The sequence below is a fragment of the Desulfonatronum thiosulfatophilum genome (genome assembly GCF_900104215.1).
In the GTDB taxonomy this organism is placed as follows: Bacteria; Desulfobacterota; Desulfovibrionia; order Desulfovibrionales; family Desulfonatronaceae; genus Desulfonatronum; species Desulfonatronum thiosulfatophilum.
In genome coordinates, this window is record NZ_FMXO01000017.1 from 53,248 (window position 1) to 73,702 (window position 20,455).

Annotated in this window: 18 protein-coding genes and 1 tRNA gene; 11 read left to right on the top strand and 8 right to left on the bottom strand. The window is 52.4% G+C overall.

What is annotated here, in order from left to right:
- Positions 1-23: 23 nt before the first annotated feature.
- From BLP93_RS13980 to BLP93_RS14005, 6 genes are all read right to left on the bottom strand, one after another.
- On the bottom strand, positions 24-503 hold the full coding sequence (locus BLP93_RS13980) for a MauE/DoxX family redox-associated membrane protein (protein WP_092123073.1): 480 nt from the start codon (positions 501-503) through the stop codon (positions 24-26).
- Positions 500-2,188, bottom strand: coding sequence for a rhodanese-like domain-containing protein (locus BLP93_RS13985; protein ID WP_161946344.1), 1,689 nt, complete (start codon positions 2,186-2,188; stop codon positions 500-502). Before BLP93_RS13985 ends, BLP93_RS13980 begins: the two co-directional genes overlap by 4 nt.
- A 92-nt stretch (positions 2,189-2,280) precedes the next feature.
- Positions 2,281-2,847: a peroxiredoxin family protein gene (locus BLP93_RS13990; RefSeq protein ID WP_161946345.1), complete on the bottom strand. Its 567-nt coding sequence runs from the start codon at positions 2,845-2,847 to the stop codon at positions 2,281-2,283.
- Between the two features lie 61 nt (positions 2,848-2,908).
- Positions 2,909-3,631, bottom strand: coding sequence for a response regulator (locus tag BLP93_RS13995; RefSeq protein ID WP_092123079.1), 723 nt, complete (start codon positions 3,629-3,631; stop codon positions 2,909-2,911).
- A 14-nt stretch (positions 3,632-3,645) separates the two neighbouring features.
- A complete protein-coding gene (locus tag BLP93_RS14000) occupies positions 3,646-5,631 on the bottom strand; it encodes an ATP-binding protein (protein WP_092123080.1) in 1,986 nt (661 codons plus the stop codon).
- Between the two features lie 22 nt (positions 5,632-5,653).
- On the bottom strand, positions 5,654-6,940 hold the full coding sequence (locus tag BLP93_RS14005; protein WP_244148764.1) for an ABC transporter substrate-binding protein: 1,287 nt from the start codon (positions 6,938-6,940) through the stop codon (positions 5,654-5,656).
- Between the two features lie 609 nt (positions 6,941-7,549).
- On the opposite strand from BLP93_RS14005, the gene BLP93_RS14010 reads away from it, so the two are divergent.
- From BLP93_RS14010 to BLP93_RS14060, 11 genes are all read left to right on the top strand, one after another.
- Complete coding sequence (locus BLP93_RS14010; protein ID WP_092123084.1) at positions 7,550-8,959, top strand: DegQ family serine endoprotease; 1,410 nt, start codon at positions 7,550-7,552, stop codon at positions 8,957-8,959.
- A gap of 117 nt (positions 8,960-9,076) precedes the next feature.
- Entirely contained in the window at positions 9,077-9,955 is an 879-nt protein-coding gene (gene ispE, locus BLP93_RS14015) for a 4-(cytidine 5'-diphospho)-2-C-methyl-D-erythritol kinase (protein WP_092123086.1), read from the top strand.
- Positions 9,956-9,980: 25 nt separating this feature from the next.
- A tRNA-Gln gene (locus tag BLP93_RS14020) sits at positions 9,981-10,055 on the top strand.
- Positions 10,056-10,075: 20 nt separating this feature from the next.
- Positions 10,076-11,029, top strand: a complete 954-nt coding sequence (locus tag BLP93_RS14025; RefSeq protein WP_092123088.1) for a ribose-phosphate pyrophosphokinase — start codon at positions 10,076-10,078, stop codon at positions 11,027-11,029.
- Between the two features lie 29 nt (positions 11,030-11,058).
- A complete protein-coding gene (locus BLP93_RS14030) occupies positions 11,059-11,673 on the top strand; it encodes a 50S ribosomal protein L25 (RefSeq protein ID WP_092123090.1) in 615 nt (204 codons plus the stop codon).
- A 201-nt stretch (positions 11,674-11,874) separates the two neighbouring features.
- Positions 11,875-12,501 (top strand): aminoacyl-tRNA hydrolase, encoded by a 627-nt coding sequence (pth, locus tag BLP93_RS14035; protein ID WP_092123092.1) that lies wholly within the window; start codon positions 11,875-11,877, stop codon positions 12,499-12,501.
- A 107-nt stretch (positions 12,502-12,608) separates the two neighbouring features.
- Positions 12,609-13,133, top strand: a complete 525-nt coding sequence (locus tag BLP93_RS14040) for a CarD family transcriptional regulator (RefSeq protein ID WP_092123094.1) — start codon at positions 12,609-12,611, stop codon at positions 13,131-13,133.
- A 631-nt stretch (positions 13,134-13,764) separates the two neighbouring features.
- Positions 13,765-15,012 (top strand): transcription termination factor Rho, encoded by a 1,248-nt coding sequence (gene rho / locus BLP93_RS14045; protein WP_092123096.1) that lies wholly within the window; start codon positions 13,765-13,767, stop codon positions 15,010-15,012.
- A gap of 81 nt (positions 15,013-15,093) precedes the next feature.
- The gene (locus tag BLP93_RS14050) at positions 15,094-16,590 is read left to right on the top strand and encodes a beta-barrel assembly-enhancing protease (RefSeq protein WP_092123098.1); all 1,497 of its coding nucleotides are present in this window, start codon (positions 15,094-15,096) and stop codon (positions 16,588-16,590) included.
- Between the two features lie 644 nt (positions 16,591-17,234).
- Positions 17,235-17,573 (top strand): P-II family nitrogen regulator, encoded by a 339-nt coding sequence (locus BLP93_RS14055; protein WP_092123100.1) that lies wholly within the window; start codon positions 17,235-17,237, stop codon positions 17,571-17,573.
- A 63-nt stretch (positions 17,574-17,636) separates the two neighbouring features.
- The gene (locus BLP93_RS14060; RefSeq protein WP_092123102.1) at positions 17,637-18,896 is read left to right on the top strand and encodes an ammonium transporter; all 1,260 of its coding nucleotides are present in this window, start codon (positions 17,637-17,639) and stop codon (positions 18,894-18,896) included.
- A 267-nt stretch (positions 18,897-19,163) separates the two neighbouring features.
- On the opposite strand, the gene BLP93_RS14065 is transcribed toward BLP93_RS14060, so the two are convergent.
- Both BLP93_RS14065 and gspM read right to left on the bottom strand, forming a co-directional pair.
- Positions 19,164-19,925 carry a hypothetical protein gene (locus BLP93_RS14065; RefSeq protein ID WP_092123105.1) on the bottom strand — a complete coding sequence of 254 codons (762 nt, stop codon included), beginning with the start codon at positions 19,923-19,925 and terminating at the stop codon, positions 19,164-19,166.
- A complete protein-coding gene (gene gspM, locus BLP93_RS14070) occupies positions 19,922-20,428 on the bottom strand; it encodes a type II secretion system protein GspM (RefSeq protein ID WP_092123107.1) in 507 nt (168 codons plus the stop codon). The genes BLP93_RS14065 and gspM overlap by 4 nt, the downstream gene beginning before the upstream one ends.
- Positions 20,429-20,455 lie beyond the last annotated feature (27 nt).

Consider the following 20,455-nt stretch of genomic DNA (forward strand, 5'->3'; position numbering starts at 1 on the left):
ATCTTCATCGCCTGCATCCACGTTTACGCCATTTTCTCAAGCTTGGATGTAAAATGGTTTTCCAGGTGGAGTATCTTATCGAAAAAAAAGATGTGCACCGTCATGGCAACCCAGATCACGTCCCGAACCGCGGTCCGCCAGGAGATGGGATCATCCACGCTGGTGAAACACCCGCATGGTATGGGTGAACCGCGCCAGAGATTGATCGTCACGGCGACGGTGAAGACGACCAGCAGGCCCCCGATGATCGTTACCGCGGATTTTGCCCGAAAACCGACAACCAGAAGCACTCCGCAGACCAGCTCCAACCAGGGCATGAATATGGCCAGAAAATTGACCGACCAGTAGGGCGCCAACTGATAGCTGGCGATGGTCTCGGCGAACTCGGCCGGATAATTGATCTTGTACATGCTTGCATAGATGAACAATGCCCCGATATACAATCGAAGAGCCAGGGCCACATATTCATGAGTAAGGATCCGGATCAAGAGATTTCGGTTCATGGTTCCACCGGGAGGCCTTGTCGTTGCCATTGCCGCAGACCGCCGTCCATGACCCGAACATTGACCATGCCCCGCTCAGCAAGCTTCGCGGCCACCAGTTCGTCATAGCGCCTGCTGACGTTTCGGCCATAGACAACAATATCCGTCTTCGGATCCAGTTGCGCGAAACGCATGGAATACACGAACTCGAACAGGTTCAACGGCAGGCTCTCCGCTCCGGCAATGCGGGTTTGATTATAAAATTCCACAGGCCGGGCATCCAGAAATATCGAGCCCTGTGACGCATGTTTCAGCCGCGCCCAGGAAACGTCGATCAGATTCGGAGGCGGCAGGCTCCAGGTTTCAGGACGAACGGGTATCCTCCCGGGGCTGGTCACGTTAAAGATCAATCCCAAAAACAGACTGATCATGAACAGGGCCATGCAGTCCACAAGCGTGACCCGTTTAATGCGCAAGGTTTCCGTCTTGAGCAGAGAATTGATCCGGTTGGCCGCGGCTTCCAGCAAACTGATAGTTTGGCGACTTTGCTGAAGATCTTCAAGTGTTTGCCGCAGTTCGGCATTCCTTTGCAGGAGATCGCTGTTCAACTTCTGGATTGTTTCAAAGGCCAATGCGTTTCCCAGACTAACGAGAAACCCCTGCAACAGGGTCGGAAACAGTTCCTCGTCCGACAACCCGTCTTTTTGCTGAGCCAGGCAATTGCCTACTACCATCAGTCCATAAAAGTTCGCGTCAATCAAAAACGCGGCGGCGATTTGCGACGTATCGTCCAGCCCCAGAGACAGTAGCGTATCGAGGTCCAACACCTGGTAATGCTTTTCCCCTTGGCTGGGCACGAACGGGGGGTGCAGCAAGGCTCTGAAAACCTGATTCAGCCGTTGGACGTCGAAATCCGGAACAGATTCGACGGGGTACCCTCTGTGAATCGAAGAAATGCTTTGATCATCGCGGTTCCATAACACGATGAATCCATGCTGGGCACTGAAAGCGCCCATGACCGAAAGCAGAAATGAGGAAAGTAGGCTGTCCTTGTCCAGATTGCCGCTCAGCTCCCGGGTGGTGTCACAGACGGTTCTGAAGTGAAAGTAGCGCTGATCCAAGCGCGTTTGCGTCTCCTGGGAAATCAGCAACGCCTGATGAAGGTTTTCGTTCCTGATCCGCAATTCATCATTCAACCGGCGGATGGTCTCGTTGACGTTGGAAACTTTTAGGGCGTCCATGAACGCGGACGTCAGGCGGAGCAAGAACTCCTCGTCCTGATGATCATAGGGTTCCCCGCTGACTTTCGGACCATACCCCAGCACCCCGAAGCAATGCCTGTCCACGTACCACTCGACCAGAATACGCAACGACTCAGGCAGCCCCTCATTCTTGGCATTCTCATTCATCGTCACGACACGAACCTGATGGGGCAGCATTTCCTCTCCAGCGGAAACCTTGTCGGTGAGGCCCGTCAGGAGATCATCAAGCGCATCCTGAAAGTCTGCTGCGAAACCGCGCAATGCTACTGTCTCATTTCCTGATTGAGCATCCTTGGCAGCGAGCAAAGCCTGAGCCGTGCCCAGAGGTCCCATGCTCAACAAAACAAAGCTCTTCATCACATCTGACGGATCGGTCAATTGGCTCAACTCACGAACCGTCTCGAACAGCACATTGAGCTGAAAGTCCCGACGCTCTTCATTCACGGGCGCTGATACGTTCGTCTCATGCGAATGGTCCATGGCTCACCGTGGGTTGAGGCTGTCCCGTTGACCCCGCTGGTGCGGTCAGTCGGCAGTTATGGAAGCTTCTGGAGTTCGTTGAACAGGTTGTCCGGATTGATGCGGCCAAGATGGGCATAGAGGACATTTCCCTCGCCATCGATGAGAAAGGTAAACGGGGTGTCCGGCTCGCCAAGGATTTTGTGCAGACTATAGTCGCCGTCCTGAAGAATTGGGAAAGGAAACCGCCATGTTCTGAGCAAGTGCTCCACCTCCATTGGCGTGGCCCCGGCAGCCAAGGCCACCATGGCCAGCTTGCCGGAAAGAGCCGTGTCCCGCTGGATGCGATGAAATAGCCGAACCATGTCCGGGGCTTGGGTATGACAAACCGGACAATAGACGCCGACGACTTCCACCAGAACGTATGCTGCTTCCAGTTCCTGAAGAGTCATGCTGTCCTGGTCCGGCGAAAGGCCCAGGTAGGTTCGATGTTCCTCGGGCCCGGGAGCGGGAAGGCTGTAAGACATGACATCTTCAAGCCGGTCGCCGACTTGCGGCGGATTCTTGGCCGCGGCGTAGTTTACCGTCAGGCAGAACAACAAGCACCCCATGCTGATGGATGTGAAAATTCTTTTGGAAAACATCTGTATCCTCCAAATCAAGGTCGGTAAAACCTGTTGCATAGGCAGGCGGAAGAGAAGCTGCCTACATGCTTTTCAATTGTTTGCGCGCCTCTGTCTCGTCAACCATGATCCGGGCCAGCTTGGTAACTCCGACCATTTCAAACACCTTCCGGAAATTTTCGGCCAGCCCGGTCATGATTACCGCTTGATCCCGATTCTTACTCTCTGTCAGCAGTTGAATGAGCACGGCGATACCCGCACCGTTGACGGAGGCGTTCTCGCTGAACCGGAACAAAATCCTGCGCAGGTTGCGCTCGTTTATCTGTCCGTAGGTCTCCAGAAGCAATGGCTCGGAGGCGGCGTTCACGTTGCCGCGGATGTCGATGCATGCCAATTCTCCATCCTGATCCCAGGCGATGTCTTTTTCCTCGCTTTCAGCCATGGCCAGGCGTTCTTCGGCCCGACGCAGGGCTTGATCCAGAGCGGATCTTTGAATCGGTTTGTTGATGAAATCCGTTGCATTCATGTTCAAGGCGCGAATAGCCAGATCCAGGTCGCCGTGTCCGGTGATGATGATCACTTCGGCCAGCGGGTTCAATTCCTTGATCCGTTTCAGGACTTCGAGGCCGTCCATCCCCGGCATCTTGATATCCGTAATGACGATGGCCGGATCTTCTTTTTGAAAAACATCAAGGCCATCCTCTCCGTTCTCGGCAGTGAACACCGTAAAACCATATGCGTTTAGGAAAAGCCGAAACATGGAAAGAGTCGGCTTTTCATCATCTATCACGAGAATTTTGCGCATTTGCCGAGCCTCCATTATTGGTCTGCAACGGGAAACGTCAAAATGAATGTGGTCCCATTGCCTTCTTCGCTTTTAATTTCAATGGTTCCGTCGTAATCCTTGATGATCCCGTAGGAGATCGACAAACCCAGTCCCATGCCCATGCCCGTCTGCTTTGTCGTGAAGAACGGGTCGAATATTTTTTTCACGATCTTGTCGCTCATACCGCAGCCCGAATCAGTCACGCTGAGACAAACCCGATCATGTTCTTGAAATGAACGGATCATGATCTCCCGGCGCCCGTCCTCCTCAAGGGAGACGTACTTGTCCATGATGGCGTCACGGGCATTGGTCACCAGGTTGAAGAGAACCTGCTCCAGTCTGTTCACGTGGGCCAATATCGGAGGCAGGGTCTCGTTCAGGTCCAGCGTAACGACAATATTTTGCAGGCTCAATTGGTGCATCATGATCGACAGTACGCCCCGAACGGGCTTGTTGATGTCGATGGGTTCCTTGGTAAAATCCGATTTGCGGCCAAATTCACGAAGATGATTGATGATTTCGGTAGCCCTGTCCACCTGGGCGCTCATCTCGTTGCTGATCTGACGCAGACTCTCATCGGAAAGCGGAGTCTTCTCGTTCACGGCCATGTCCAGAAACTCGCTGCCCATCTTGATCATGTTCAACGGCTGGTTCAATTCATGAGCGATGCCGGCCGACAGCTGACCCAGGCTGGTCATCTTGCTGGCCTGAATGAGCTGGGCGTCCTTTTCCAACATTTCCGTAATGTCCGACGTGGAGACAATGATTGCCTCCCGGTCCAGATATCTGGTCCGGCAGGCAACCACGTTCACGTAGAACGGCACCTCGCCCTTCTTGAAGTGCATGGCTTTGGGATAGATAAAACTCTCCGCGCCGGGATGGTCATTGAAAAACATGGAAAATTTCGACTTGAACTCCGGGGCCAATTCCAGAAAAGATGTCTTCAGCATCTCCTCTTTCGTGTAATCATACGTGGCCAAGGCGCTCGGGTTGGCGTCAAGGATCCGGAAGGTCCTGCTGCTGAGCACGAAGATCGGCGCCGGACCGCTGCGGAACAGGGAGCGATATTTCTCCTCTGATTCACGGACCCGATTACGGTAGAGCTTGATGCTGCGCACCATGTGCTTGAAAGAATCCGCCAGTTGCTGCACTTCATCGCCGGACTTCTTTTTCTTGACCAGACAGTCCGTACAATAGGCCGGCTTCTCGGGAGCATAGTCAAAGCTGACCCTGCCCAGTGTCTTGTCCACATACCAGCAGGGCAGGTCGGTGTTGTAGTAGGCCGGACAGTGCTCCTCCTTGTCCATCTCCTCGATTCCCAGCGGCTTCACATCCAGGTTGCCCTGGGTGATATCGTCGGCGATCCTGGTAAGTTGGGTCAGAGACTTCGTCACATACTTGGAAAACTTATGGCTGATTAAAAAGATGATGATGAAAATGGCAAAAATAAAACCGAGAAACGTAATCCTGAGCTTGCCGATCAGTTGATCGATATGGCGCTGCTTCAACCCGACATGAACGGTGCCGATAGTGTAGATCCCCTCCCATACCGGAACGGCGATATCATAGACGGATGCGTCCTCAATGGTGAGCTGGGCAATGCTGTAGTTACGTTCCGGAGGAATGGGGTTGACAAAACGCAGTTCTTCCGGAAAGGGGCGGATCAATGTGTTTGCCAGAACATTCTGCTCATCGTCCACGATGAAGATATACTCCACCAGCATTCTGCGCTCCCCAAGCTGCGCCGCGTCGAAGATCAGGCTGACCAGGTTGGCGTGATCCCGTGTCAGCACGTATCCCCGGCCTTGATCCGCGATGCTTTGGGCGATGGCGATGCCCCGGCCGGTAAGTTCATTGACCAGGCTGGAAATAAGAATCCACCTGGCCAGCAGGGCAATGGTCGCGCTGATGACCAGGACCATGGCCAAGGTCGAGAAGAATATCTTGTTTTTCAGACTGATTTCTTTGAAGGAAATCATAAGACTCCATTATACGGAAAAATCATGGCCTATCCCGGACAACTTGGTTTTCCACGACCTCTTCGTCCTGTTCCAGCACGTCGCCCACCGGATCACCCTCCTGGGACCTCAACTTTTTCCAATCCGTAAGAATCACCAGCCGACCGTTCCGAATGATCGTGAAATAAACTCGCTCCAGACCCTGATGGTTTGTCGGGCTGAACGACAAGGTATTGGCGATGCCCAAAGAATAATTCTTGATGGATTGAATTGCGTCGATGAACTTGGCTCGGTTTAAATTTCTGCCTGCCCGGCGCAATCCTTCCACGAGAACCTTGGCGTTGATGTACCCTTCCAGGGCGACAAGGTTGGGCTGATCCTCGGGAAACGCCCGCTGGTGCCGTTCGAGGTATTCCACGACCCCCCACAACAGAGCCTGGGATTCCAGTGAGTCCGGCGGTGGAACGACCTGCGTGATGATCACGCCCTCGCCGTCCCTGCCGAGAATTCTGGCCAGCTCCTCGGAACCTACGAACGAGACGTTGTGAAAAATTGGAAAAAAACCTCTGGCCCGCGCCTGCTTGATGAACTTCGCGCACGCATCGTAGGTGCCGACCATGATCACTGCCTCGGCCTCCGACTCCGCAATGGCGTCCAGTCCTTCCTTGATGTCCAGGGTGCCCCTGGTATAGCTGCCTCTGGCCACCGGCGCCAGATCATAGTTGCGCAGGGCCAGTTCGGTACCCCGCAGGCCATCGAAGCCGTACGCGTCGTATTGATAGAAAACCGCGATCTTCGTGAGTCCGAGATCCTCCACGAAATGCCGGACCACCTCCTGGGTCTCCTGGTAGTATGAAGCCCGGATGTTCACAATATACCGATTGAAAGGCTCCCGGAAAGCGTTCGCCCCGCTGAAGATCCCCAGCAGTGGAATCTGGGCCTGCTCGATCAGGGGGAGAATCTTGACAGTGGTTGGCGTGCCGACGTAACTGAACAAGGCAAATACCTGATCTTCAACGATCAATTTCTGGGTATTCGCCAAACAACGTGGTGGGTCGTAGCCGTCATCATAGGCAATTATCCGGATCTTCCGTCCATGCACCCCCCCCGTCTCATTGACGTGGTTGATGTAGGCCAGAGCCCCGTGCAAGCTTTGCGTGCCGAGAAAACCCGCATGCCCACTCAAGGCCAGGGATGACCCGATCAAAATTTCCGAATCACTCACCCCCGGCACATCATATGGCGCCGGCTCATCGTTCACCCCCTGGGTGCACCCCAGAACAAGGAAACCGATTAGTGACCAAATAAGGACATATTGCGATATCCGCACGGCACGCTCCATTTTCAATTTTAAACAACACAACCATTCAAGTGATATTTATGCTTATCGTATTTTGCTCCCTTCTGACAATCAAAATGACTTCCCAAGGAAATGCCTCATCTTCGGATTGATCCGTTTTTCCAATTATTTTAACAATTGACATCATCCCGCTGAAAATCTAATTTTCCTGACCTAAACGTAACGCGAAGCGATTACAGCTTTGCTCCAACTTCTTGATCATTTCGCCGCCGAGCAGTCAGCTTGATTCATAACATTCGCTTCCCTTCAAAAATAGCTAGATTATAAATAATGTAACTTTTCAACGTAACTATTCAGCAAATTCTAATCGTCACGGGGTTGGTCCGGCTTGCCTTGATATTGCGGTCTCGCATGTTTGACTGAGCCAGGATTCGTTCGTCGAACCATTTTTCATTGTTAAACCTGCTGTTTCCTTGTTTTCCGCTTTCATGTGGAGGCGGAAGTTCAACAATCGGATTGCCTTTCATGCAACATGAAAATCTCTCATCCACCTCATTCTTGCCACCCAGGCAATTCGACATTATTTCAGTGTTTGATTCTGAAAACCGCCCAACTATGCCGCAATGAGGAGGTAATTCCATGATTTTGTTTCGCAACGCTTTTCTCGCCGCTCTTATTTTTTTCCTATTAACACTCTCAGCCCAGGCCCAGCTTCCCGAATTCACGGATTTGGCTGAAATGGCTGCGCCGGCGGTCGTCAATATCAGCACTGTGCGCATTGTTTCCGGCGGCGAAGATCTGCGGAGGTTTTTTTCGCCCTTTCAACGCCGGGGAACGCCTTTTGACGATTTCTTCGAGCAATTCGAACGTTTTTTCGGTGATGAGGCGCCCACTCGCCGAACCCAGTCCCTCGGTTCGGGGTTCATCATTTCCACTGACGGATTTATTGTCACGAACAACCATGTCATCCGGGACGCCACGGAAATTACCGTCAACCTTCTGGACAACGACGTGTCCTACATCGCTGAAGTTGTCGGTCGGGATACGGAAACGGATCTCGCCTTGCTTAAGATCGAAACGGACCGGGAGCTGCCGACTTTAGAATTTGGAGATTCCGATCAAGCTCGGGTCGGGCAGTGGGTTGTCGCCATCGGTAATCCCTTTGGCCTCGCCCACACGGTGACGGCCGGTATTGTCAGCGCTAAGGGCCGGATTATCGGTACGGGGCCGTACGATGATTTTATCCAGACAGATGCCTCCATTAACCCTGGAAACAGCGGCGGTCCTCTGCTGAACATGGAAGGTCGGGTCATCGGCATTAACACGGCCATTGTCGCCACTGGCCAGGGCATCGGCTTCGCCATTCCGAGCAACATCGGCAGCGAAATCATCAGCCACCTCCAGGACCACAAAACCGTCCAGCGCGGCTGGCTGGGCGTGACCATCCAGGATCTGGATGAAAATACGGCCAAGGCACTTGGATTACCCGGCACCAAGGGCGCATTGGTTGCAGAGGCCATTCCCGGTGAACCAGCTGATCAGGGCGGTTTGCGCTCCGGCGACGTTATTGTATCCGTCAATGGGCAGGATGTTGTAGACTCCAGTTCGCTGCTTCGCGTAGTCGCCCAGCAAGAGCCAGGAAAGGAAGTTCGTGTTGTAGCTGTCCGAGACGGCAAGGAACGGAATTTCAATGTCACCTTGGGTACAAGAGATACAGAACGTTTGGCTCAACGGGAACGCCCGTCGCCACACGCTGAAGACCAGGCCACCGCTTTAGGGATCACTTTGCGCCCCATTTCCGAACGAGAGGCCCAGGCAATGGGAATGCCACGCCCCCAGGGGTTGCTGGTCACTGATGTCGAGGCGAACAGCCAAGCCGCTCGAAGTGATGTCCGGGCCGGAGACATAGTGATCGAAGCGAACCAAAAACCAGTGAACAATGTTGACGCCTTTGAGTCAATATTGGAGGAGGCTGCCGAGAGAGGAGTTATTATGCTCCTGATCCGACGCCACACCCAAACCATCTTTCGAACCATCCCCTTTGAATAATACATTGCCGCATGTCAAAAAGGGCGGAGCACCAAGCTCCGCCCTTTATCAATCTCATCACCAATTCTTCAAAAACAGCACGACTTTACCTCTTGCACCTGACGTCGCCCTTCCCTTATGAACACGCACAATCACTTGCCCGTCACCCTGCGCCCAGGTTGCAAGGTGAACATTTTCCTGGACATTCTCCAGTTGCGGGCTGACGGATATCATGACTTGCTGACCATCTTCCTCCCGCTGCCGACACCGCACGATATTCTGACCATTATGTCCGGCCGCCCAGGAACCGGTCTTCAACTGCAATGTTCAGAGTCTTTAATCCCGGACTCTCAAAACATTCTTTTCCACTGCTACCGCGACTTTTCCGACGCCACGGGTTTTGCCCCCGACATCGAGGTGCATCTCGATAAAAATATCCCCATGGGAGCCGGACTTGGCGGAGGCAGCAGCGATGCGGCTTCGTTTCTCTTGTTCCTGAACAATTTTGCGGGCAATCAAGGCCTGGAGCAATCCAACCTGCACCATATTGCATCAAATCTTGGGGCGGATGTTCCTTTTTTTCTGACGAACCAGCCGGCAATGGCCACCGGTCGCGGCGATCAATTGACGCCTGTTCAACTGCCTATGCAGGGACTGACCATGGTTCTGGCCTGTCCGCAAATATCCGTCTCCACGGCATGGGCTTACAAAGCCTGGGACGATCATCAATCCCGCAAATCAACCCCTCCCTTTCCATTGACACCCACCGTGTTACCAGATAATATTCCCGCTTTGTCAAATTTTGTCTTTCACAACAGCTTTGAACGTCCAGTATTCATGGAATATCCGCAATTACGTATTGTGAAAGAACTGCTGCTGGGCCTTGGCGCCGACGGGGCTGCTCTCAGCGGAAGCGGAGCAAGCATTTTTGCCGTGTTTCGTGAGCAGTCCGCAGCGGCAAACGTTCTGGATCAATTACGGCAGATGGATGTTCCGACATATCAATACACATTCTGAGCAATGTGAATCCCTCACTGATTATTGGGGTGTCGCCAAGCGGTAAGGCACGGGTCTTTGGAATCCGCACTCGGAGGTTCGAATCCTCCCACCCCAGCCACTCATCAAGGATCATCCCTCATGGCACTTCACGGTGAACTCAAGATACTTTCCGGTTCCGCCAATCCATCACTTGCCAAGGCAATTTGCGATCATCTCGGATGCCTGCTGACGCCGTGTCTGGTTGAGACATTCAGCGACGGCGAGATCCGGGTTGAGATCGGCGACAATGTCCGCGGCGACGACGTTTTCGTGGTCCAACCGACATGCGCTCCAGTCAACTACAACCTGATGGAGCTCTGCCTGGTTCTTGACGCCTTGAAACGGGCCAGCGCAAAGCGGGTCACCGCGGTAATCCCCTACTATGGGTACGCGCGTCAGGACCGAAAGGTTCTTCCCAGGGCGCCGATCAGTGCAAAACTTGTCGCCGACTTTCTTACTGTCGCCGGGGTGCACAGACTGTTGACCATAGACCTGCATGCGGGCCAAATCCAAGGTTTTTTCAACATCCCCGTGGACAATCTTTATGCCGCGCCGGTACTGCTTCAGCACATCAAGTCTCTGATCAACGACCCGAGCGAACTGGTGATCGTCTCGCCCGATGCCGGTGGAACGGAAAGGGCACGAGCATACGCAAAACGCTTATGCGCCAGCTTGGCCATCATCGACAAACGCCGTCTCTGTCCGAACCAGGCTGAAGCCATGAACGTCATCGGCGATGTGGAGGACAAAGTGGCCGTGGTCCTTGATGACATGATCGATACCGCCGGCACTATGGTTCAGGCTGCCAAAGTCCTCATGGAAAAGGGCGCGAAAAGCGTTGTCGCCTGCGCAACCCACGGCGTGCTCTCCGGGCCGGCCGTCCAGCGGTTGCAGGAATCCGCTTTCAGCCAAATTCTTGTTACGGATACCATTCCTCTGAAAAATGAAGCACTGGCCTGCTCCAAAATACACTCCCTGTCCGTTGCAAGTCTTCTGGCCAAGGCTGTTCACAATATCCACACCGAATCTTCCGTCAGTGTTTTATTTGTCTAATAAATAAATTTTGCCAAGGAGATATATCCATGTCGAGTCAATCAACTCTCAGTGTGGCCGTTCGCTCGGAAACCGGCAGCGGCCCTTGCCGTCGCCTGCGTGACAAATCCGTCGTTCCCGGTGTCTTTTATAATGCTCAAGGCGTCAACCTTCTCTTTTCCGCAGAGCGGACACCGCTTCAAAAACTTTTCAACAAGGTTGGCCTGTCGCAGGTCTTTGAGCTGGAGATTCTTGAAAATGGCCAAACCCAGCAACAGCCTGCCATCATCCGCGACATTCAGTTCCACCCCGTCAAAGGAACTATCAGTCACGTCGACTTTTTCGGTGTTGACCTGACGAAGAAAATTACAGTCTACATTCCCGTTGAAGTTACCGGAAAAGCGAAAGGCATTATCCTCGGCGGCGTTCTGCAGGTGTTTCGTGATGAACTCGAGGTCGTGGGTCTTCCCATGTCCATTCCTGAGAAAATCGTGATTGATGTGACCAGCCTGGAAATCAACCAAAATGTTCACATTCAGGATCTGAAACTTCCGGAAAGCGTTGAATTTATTTTTGACGACAATTTTGCCGTTGTCGGCGTGACGAGTCCTTCGACTGGCGAAGCCGGGTCCGAAGGGGGCGAAACTGAGAAGGCCGGCGAATAAGCGCTCATTGCCGGCCCGCCCCTGTTTATGCATAGACATGCACCTGGGGCAGGCCGGCCTTTCACCAGACGTCTTCAACAGCAGCCTCTCCGTCTTCCAAAAAAAATCGGCAGCATTGCATCCGCGCCAACATCCGGATCACAGCGTTGTCGATTGCATCCCCCTAATGAATGCAATTTTCGTCAAGCCAATCCATGATACATGATTAATCAAGGATTTCGAGGCATCATAGTCGGCCTCGGCAACCCAGGCACTGAATACCACCGAACACCGCACAACCTCGGTTTTCTCGCTCTGGATGCACTTTTTGCCGCAAGGCACTCCACTTGGCGGATCATCAGTTCTCCCGTCCCTAAATGCGAACTCTGGCGCGGAGATTTTGGCGGTGAGACTTGGCTTGCTGCCAAGCCGTCGACATATATGAATCGCAGCGGAGACGCTGTGGGTCCGCTTATTCGCTGGTACCGACTTGGCCCGGAAAATCTTATTGTGGTTCATGACGATCTGGATCTTCAACCGGGCACAGTGCGCTTTAAAATGGGAGGTGGTGCGGCGGGCCACAAGGGAATCCTTTCCATCTCCTCCGCGCTGGGCACCAATGAATTTGCTCGTCTGCGTCTGGGCATCGGCAGACCGCCCAAGGGCCATGACCCCGCTGGCTATGTTCTCCGAAACATTCAGCCTGAACTTGACTCAGTTTATTCCGAAGTTCTCGGCAAATCCGCCAATGCCCTCACGACTTTCTGCACCAAGGGAATATCGGTTGCCATGATGGAATATCATAGCAATCCAAAACTACCTTCGCCAGGACAGACACAATCAGCTTGATTGTTCCTCAAGAAAACCATGGACTCTTCGCTGATTTCAGGATATTGTGAAAAAAGTCATTTGGGGAAGTTCAGATCAGTTCGGTACCTTTATCAGGAGTGGTGAATGTGTTCTCGGTTAATGATTTAGTTGTTTATCCGGCACAAGGTGTTGGAAAGATCGAGAAGGTCGAAAGCCAGGATATCGGTGGATGTTCGACTAATCTGTACGTTATCCGCATTCTGAACAACAACGTGATGGTCATGGTGCCGGTTCATAATGCGACCAATGTCGGACTACGGCCCCTTTGCACGCCTGACCAGGGCGAAGCCATGCTGGAATACATCCAGGACCGGTCCGACTTTACCGGATATACGGGCCAAAACTGGAATAGACGGTATCGGGAATATTCCGAAAAATTGAAAAGTGAAAACCTCCAGGATGTCGCTTATGTCCTCAAGGAACTGATCCTTATCGGTAAAGACAAGGAACTTTCCTTTGGCGAACGACGTCTATTGGAACAGGCATTGCATCTCATCACGACTGAACTCGCCTTTTGTCTTTCAAGTACTCCCGCGGATATCCGGACTAGAATTTATTCTTTTTTCGATGACATCCTGAAGCCGGCTGAAGAGGAAAGCGTTGCGGAGTAGCTTTTGAGGTGGACATGCCCACACACCTGCACACCTAATTACAGTCCGTTTCCTCATAAATGTCATGATCTTAAATCCGACGTAACGTGTCATTAGAATATCAACTCACCATATGTAGCTTGTCTTTTCTGACGTTTATATATAATGCACTGATCCATCACGATCAACTCTTTGAGACATCCTCCGATCACATGTTGCAAGCCGACAACACCAATTAAATATATACATTATATGATTCAAGACTAACCAGTCTTTTATCTTCTTTGGCTAACGCTTCCTTTCAATTTAAGTTGTTGGCGACAGTCAACAGTATTATGCATGTGAAGATACATAGGTATCTTATTTTTATGCTATAATGCAATTTCTTCGAGATCACTTACTTGAGATGCTTTTTTCTTATGGCTTCCGCGACCTCGCAACTCCCTGACAGCATTCATTTTCGCACAATTTGATCAGGTATAGCATTTGCCAGGTTGATGTGGCCGGCATTTACCACGTTGAATTCACCCTGCTCATTCCATATGGGGCCGCACAAGACACGTCGAACCATTTGCCGTGCTGGATCAGAAATTTGCTGAACAGACACTCTTTCCTTTAACAATTTCAGGAGACACGACCGAAGGTACGCATTATGAATTTGTCTGAATTGAAAACCAAATCCATGTATGAACTGACGGAACTGGCAAACCAGTTTAAGGTTGAAAATCCAAGCAACCTGCGCAAGCAAGAACTCATTTTCGCATTGCTTCAGGCGTGCGCATCACAGAATGGGTCTATCTTCGGAGAGGGGGTTCTCGAGATTCTTCCGGATGGTTTTGGCTTTCTCAGATCTCAGATGTACAGCTACATGCCCGGCCCTGATGACATATACATCTCTCCGTCCCAGATACGACGATTCGGCTTGCGAACTGGAGACGTCATTTCCGGCCAGATCAGGCCGCCCAAGGACGGAGAACGTTATTTTGCGCTCCTCAAGGTCAAGGAAATCGGGTTCGCTCCACCGGAAAAATCCAAGCAACTTGTCCTTTTTGACAACCTTACGCCGATTTATCCGGATAAACGCTTTGTCGTTGAAAACGGCAAGGAAAACTATTCTTCCAGGATCATTGACTTGTTGACTCCCATCGGCATGGGACAACGCGGGTTGATCGTTGCTCCGCCGCGCACCGGAAAAACCGTGCTTCTGCAGACTATTGCCAACTCGATCAATGCCAATCATCCAGATGTGTACCTGATTGTTTTACTTATCGATGAACGTCCGGAAGAAGTTACGGACATGGCAAGGACCGTCAACGCCGAAGTTGTCAGTTCCACCTTTGACGAACCCCCGACGCGCCACGTTCAGGTTGCGGAAATGGTACTGGAGAAGGCCAAACGTCTGGTTGAGCGCAAATACGATGTTGTTATACTTCTGGACAGCATCACCCGACTTGGTCGCGCCTATAATACCGTAACCCCCTCCTCGGGCCGCGTTCTCTCCGGCGGCCTGGACGCCAACGCTCTCCAGCGTCCCAAGCGCTTTTTCGGCGCGGCTCGGAATATTGAACAGGGCGGCAGTCTGAGTATCATTGCCACGGCGTTGATCGACACGGGTTCCCGCATGGATGAAGTTATTTTTGAAGAGTTCAAGGGGACGGGCAACATGGAGATCTACCTGGACAGACATCTTGCGGACAAGAGGGTCTATCCTGCTATAGATATTAACCGTTCCGGAACGCGCAAGGAAGAACTCCTGCTGGATGAGGATGTTCTGAACAGAGTCTGGATAATGCGCAAAATACTGTCTTCAATGAACTCACATGACTCCATGGATTTTCTCCTGGGCAAAATGCGTGGATCAAAAGCCAACCGTGAGTTTCTCGACATGATGAACAAGTAGCGACTGACGAGGTGCGGGCGCCATGGTACCTCCACGATGATCCCTTCTTGCTTATTGCCCTGCAATCATTATAAGCGGGAGATGACGACACTAGGCAGTTTTTTTCATCTGTTTGTCTCCAACTTCCATTTGCGCCGCGATGAAGACCAGCAGGTCAATAATGAATCCGCATTCTTTAGACTGCGAATCGGTGCCCATTGTTTTGCGATTTTCCTCCTAATTCTCAGCCTCCTGCTCCTCCCCCAGGCTGCAAGCGCGCAATTATCCCTTGGCCGATTTACAATTTCCGATGAAGTCGAACTCGGCCGAAAATTCAACATCCTGATCCGTTCCCGCCTGCCCATGGTGGAAGATCCGGAAATACTGGAATATGTACAGGGCATCCTTGAACGACTGAACCAACAGATGCCGCCCCAACCCTTCCCTGTTCAGATCGGTGTAATACGCCATGGAGCTCTGAACGCCTTTGCCGGCCCCGGCGGCCATATTTTCGTGCATACCGGCCTCTTGCAGCACCTGGAAAACGAATCCGAGTTTGCCGGGGTGGTGGCCCATGAGTTGGCCCACGTGTCTCAACGTCATATCGCCCGTCGCATTGAGAAAGCGCAGTTCGTTAATCTGGCAACGCTGCTTGGCGTGCTGGCCAGCGTGTTCCTGGGCGGCGATGCCCAGTCAGCTCTGCTTTACGGCTCAGTGGCCGCGGGACAGAGTGCAATGCTTTCCTACAGCAGAGAAGACGAACGCGAGGCCGATCAGGTCGGAATGAACTATCTTATCGCCGCGGGTTTACGGCCTCAGGGCATGGTTCATTCATTTGAGACTATCCGTAAACTGCGCTGGCTGGGCGGCTCCGCTCCTCTGTACCTGAGCACGCATCCAGGCATTGACGAACGGATCGGCTCCATGAAGGACAGGGTGGATCGTTTGCCGGCCCACATCCGGGAGCGTGAGGAAAACAACGATAATTATTTGCGTGCCCGGATGCTGGTCATGGCGCGATACACCGAACCAGACCAGGCACTGGCATTTTTTCGGGGAAGGGAATTGGGATCCTGCCTGGATGATCTTGGGCTCGCCATAGCACTGGATCGCGGCAACCAAACCGCGGAAGCCCAGGCTGCTTATGAGCGTGCCTTGGCATGTTCTCCGAATGACCCACTTATCTTGCGCGAAGCCGGTGTTTTCTTTCTTCGTCTTGGAAATTTTGATGAGTCAGCCCGCAGACTCCAGGAAGCAGTTCTACGCAACCCCCGCGATTTGATGGCCCTTTTTCACTACGCCCGGCTCCAGATTGCCGTGAACCAGGAAGATGAGGCAATCAAGCTCCTGGAGCGAATTCTGAAGCATCTGCCGGAGCAATCTTCTGTCCATGCCCTGCTGGGTCGCGTCTTGGGTCAGACAGGACGGCTTTTTTCCGCACATACCCACCTCGCCTACGCGGCCATCTATTCAGGGGACAAAAAACAGGCTGGTTTCCATATGGCACGCGCTGAAGAACATGCCCGTTCAACTCAGGAGAAATCCGAGCTGGAAAAGATTCGCGAAATATTGAAGGAACGCGAAGAACTGATGAGATGATCTCGAACCACACCCGAGATCTTCGCAACACTTGGCACCAAGCAAAGTTCGGATTCCCGCCCGCCTTCGGCGGATGCCTTCAAACCTCCGCCCCCCCTTCTCCTTTTCACACCTCACTCCATACTCCCTTCGCTCCCCTTTCCCTATCACCACCTCCCACTCAATCTTCCTTTTCGCCGCCAGCCGCTGTGCTGGAACCTGTTTAATCAGGATCCCCAATAATGAGGCCATTACCTCGCCAGCACTGCTTCAGATGTCAAGCGACATCAAAATCCCCCACACCCAACATTATTTCATAAATGTAATTTAATTTCTATTTCTCATTTTTTATACAACATTTATTTACATTATTGAATAATAATTTTCCAGCCACAACGGCTTTCTTCATTTTAAATAAGTAATTTCAATATGTTGAACAAGATGGCGCAACACTTGCTTTATGCGGTTTAACACCAATTCAAGCAGGGAGGAAAATGTCATGCAACTCATTGATGATCACAGAGATCCGCAGGTACTACGGCACAATTCACGTTCAAGAGCAGGTTCCGGATTCCAAGGGCAACCAGGATTCACGATATTGTGAGATAGCAGAAACACTAGATGTTTACATTAAAAATCATCAACACTCAAAAGGAGGCACGATAATGAAAATGATTACTGCGATAATCAAACCGTTCAAGCTGGATGATGTGCGAACGGCATTGACGGAAGCGGGGGTTCAGGGACTGACGGTGACGGAGGTCAGGGGCTTTGGAAGACAGAAAGGGCACACGGAAGTTTATCGCGGCGCGGAATATGTGGTCGACTTCAGACCGAAGCTGAAACTGGAAGCGGCAATCCCGGACGATATGGAAGACAAGGTCGTGCAGGTCATCCAGTCCGCGGCACATACAGGAAAAATCGGTGACGGCAAAATCTTTGTCTACAATTTGGAAAAATGCGTGCGCATCCGAACAAGTGAAAGCGGACCTGACGCATTATAGACGATCCCATCCCTGGTAAAGAAAAAGTAATCCATCGTCACCATCTTATGGAGGAACAGCGTCGTGGAACAGTTGCTTGAAATCAGTTACGCCCTGGATACATTTTATTTCCTCATGTCCGGAATGCTGGTCATGTGGATGGCCGCCGGATTCACCATGCTTGAATCAGGCCTGGTTCGCTCAAAAAATACCGTTGAAATTCTGACAAAAAATATCGGACTCTATTCCATTGCCTGCATCATGTATCTCCTCGTGGGCTACAATATCATGTATGGAGACTCCAACAGTTCCATCATCCCCGGAATCGGATTTCTGGTAGGCGGAGACAATTCCGTGGCGGACGTTCTCGCCGGAGGGGAAGACGCCCCATATTATTCCAATATTGCGGACTTTTTCTTCCAGGTTGTCTTCGTCGCCACGGCCATGTCCATCATTTCCGGCGCCGTGGCCGAACGGATGAAACTGTGGTCGTTCTTTATCTTCGCCATCGTCCTGACCGGCTTCATTTATCCAATCCAGGGATACTGGAGCTGGGGCGGCGGATTTTTGGATGGACTCGGTTACTCCGACTATGCTGGGTCAGGCATCGTGCATATGGCCGGGGCATCCGCGGCTTTGGCGGCAGTACTCCTGCTGGGTGCCAGAAAAGGTAAATACGGTCCTGATGGTCAGATCAATCCCATTCCAGGCGCCAACATGCCCTTGGCCACCCTGGGAACCTTCATCTTATGGATGGGATGGTTCGGATTCAACGGCGGATCTGAACTAAAGGTGTCGGATGTGGAATCAGCCAACACCGTAGCCATGGTATTTGCCAACACCAACCTTGCGGCTGCAGCCGGAGTAGTGGCTGGCCTGATCACGGCTCAGCTGATGTTCGGCAAAGCGGATCTGACCATGGGCTTGAACGGTGCGTTGGCTGGCCTTGTGGCCATCACCGCGGGACCTGACTCTCCGTCCATGATCCTGGCAGTGTTCATTGGAGCTGTCGGCGGCGTGATCGTTGTGTTTTCCATCGTCGCCCTGGACAAACTTCGCATCGACGACCCTGTGGGCGCCATATCCGTTCACGGCGTCGTCGGCATCTGGGGTTTGCTGGCGGTTCTCATGTCCAATGATGAAGCCACCTTCTTCGGACAGCTTGCCGGAATCGTCTGCATTTTCGGATTCGTGTTCATTGCCAGCTTGCTGTTGTGGATGATCCTTAAACTGACCATTGGAATCCGGGTGAGCGAAGAAATGGAATACCAGGGCATGGATCTGGCCGAATGCGGACTGGAAGCCTATCCGGAATTCTCCGGCTCAAGATTATCCAGCAAATAACCGACCATCAAATTCCAAAACAAACGGCCGGGCTGCTTAACGCGGCTCGGCCGTTTCGTTTATTGAAAACAACATCCCGGCATTACAAAATAATTCCTACTTCGGCCTGAATACCACCCGTCCTTCAGTGCCATCTTCACAAAGATACCTGTCCGATATGGACAGCAAACATATTTGAAACAGGGGACCGCTGAAGATTAAACCACGGGGCGCACGGGGACCACGGGGAAAGAAAACTGCGTTGTAGTTGCTGAGCTGAGGTTTAGCTTACCAGATGCTGCCCAGCCGTCCTGAAGCGGAGAACGGCATGTTGCCGAGGCCAAGCAGGGTGCCGGAGATGGTGTAGGTGGAATTTTTAAGGTTGTCCCAGTCCAGCAAGGCTTCCGCCTCCGCGATAAGGGCAATGGGACCGTCGGCCCGGATGGATGTCAGGCGCAGATGATTGCCGTCAAGGAAAGCATGGCCTTGGAGGTTGATGGTCATGATCCCCGGAGCAAGCACCAGCAACCCGGGCGCATGGATCTGCAGTTCCCCCAGGTAAGGCGGTTCATTCCAGTTTCGCCAATTCAGAAAACCTTCCGTTTCCAGAGTTCCTTGAACCCGCAACTCCGGAAGCATCTTTTGAATATCCACTGCGCCGGAGAGATTGAGATTCCTGTTCCATCCGAATCCGGCAAACAGCACAGGACCTGTGGAGGCTTCCAAGGTCACTGGCCTGGATGTTCCCAAATTGATGGTCAACTCAGGAAAATAAAGGCGGCTCTGATTCATCATCACATCGAACCCGCCATACGTTATATGCGTCAAACCACGGTCGCCAACGGCCTGCCAGGACCATGTCGTCTGTGGCAGGTTCCCCAGAGTGCTCTTGAGCACCTGCCCCCAAAGAACCTCACGGGACAGAAAAAAAAGCAGACCGAGGAGCAAGCCGATGAAAAATATGGTGCCGGTCACTCCCAGGCGTTTAAAGAAACCGGGTTCAGCACGGACCGTGTCAGCGGCAGCTTGCGTTGTTTTTTCGGAGGTCATCGAAAAAGTACCAATTGAAGATCGGCCAGAGAGGGATTGTCCATGCGCCGGTTAAAGGTCAAGGTTGAGGTTCGCAGCCCGGCATCCCGGCTCAGGGCCTCCAGGAGCGCGAGCAGATCCGGCAGGTTCAACTGTTCGTAATACAGCTGGACCCCGTCGCGGCCAGTGGCTTGCAGAGCCGGCCTGACCGAGGTGAGCTTGTCCTCCAGACCAATGTCCCTGCTGACCTGGCGCGCGGCAATCAGGACGGGCATGGTTGCCTGGGGTCGGTCATGCTTTCGTTCCGTTCCGCGGATTTCCTGAACCATTTCCAGAACCCGCGCATGACGTTCCAGAGCCAGCCGGCTCTGTTCCTCGGTACGTACGGTCCAGGCATGGAGCCAGAACCAGAGGAAAAAAAAGATTAATGCGATAAGCGTCGTCAGCAAATACAGCGCGCCGCGTTGCCGCTCCGGCGGCCAATCCCGCCAGTATGCCACTCGTTGAATCGTCGTAGCGAACATGCTTCCTACTTTGAAATATGGTGACAG

Excerpts from the sequence above, each read along its gene's own strand:
- BLP93_RS13980 (WP_092123073.1), bottom strand. The coding sequence starts at position 503 with ATGAACCGAAATCTCTTGATCCGGATCCTTACTCATGAATATGTGGCC.
- BLP93_RS13990 (WP_161946345.1), bottom strand. The coding sequence starts at position 2,847 with ATGTTTTCCAAAAGAATTTTCACATCCATCAGCATGGGGTGCTTGTTG.
- BLP93_RS13995 (WP_092123079.1), bottom strand. The coding sequence starts at position 3,631 with ATGCGCAAAATTCTCGTGATAGATGATGAAAAGCCGACTCTTTCCATG.
- BLP93_RS14000 (WP_092123080.1), bottom strand. The coding sequence starts at position 5,631 with ATGATTTCCTTCAAAGAAATCAGTCTGAAAAACAAGATATTCTTCTCG.
- BLP93_RS14010 (WP_092123084.1), top strand. The coding sequence starts at position 7,550 with ATGATTTTGTTTCGCAACGCTTTTCTCGCCGCTCTTATTTTTTTCCTA.
- ispE (WP_092123086.1), top strand. The coding sequence starts at position 9,077 with ATGAACACGCACAATCACTTGCCCGTCACCCTGCGCCCAGGTTGCAAG.
- BLP93_RS14025 (WP_092123088.1), top strand. The coding sequence starts at position 10,076 with ATGGCACTTCACGGTGAACTCAAGATACTTTCCGGTTCCGCCAATCCA.
- BLP93_RS14030 (WP_092123090.1), top strand. The coding sequence starts at position 11,059 with ATGTCGAGTCAATCAACTCTCAGTGTGGCCGTTCGCTCGGAAACCGGC.
- pth (WP_092123092.1), top strand. The coding sequence starts at position 11,875 with ATGATTAATCAAGGATTTCGAGGCATCATAGTCGGCCTCGGCAACCCA.
- rho (WP_092123096.1), top strand. The coding sequence starts at position 13,765 with ATGAATTTGTCTGAATTGAAAACCAAATCCATGTATGAACTGACGGAA.
- BLP93_RS14050 (WP_092123098.1), top strand. The coding sequence starts at position 15,094 with ATGACGACACTAGGCAGTTTTTTTCATCTGTTTGTCTCCAACTTCCAT.
- BLP93_RS14055 (WP_092123100.1), top strand. The coding sequence starts at position 17,235 with ATGAAAATGATTACTGCGATAATCAAACCGTTCAAGCTGGATGATGTG.
- BLP93_RS14065 (WP_092123105.1), bottom strand. The coding sequence starts at position 19,925 with ATGACCTCCGAAAAAACAACGCAAGCTGCCGCTGACACGGTCCGTGCT.
- gspM (WP_092123107.1), bottom strand. The coding sequence starts at position 20,428 with ATGTTCGCTACGACGATTCAACGAGTGGCATACTGGCGGGATTGGCCG.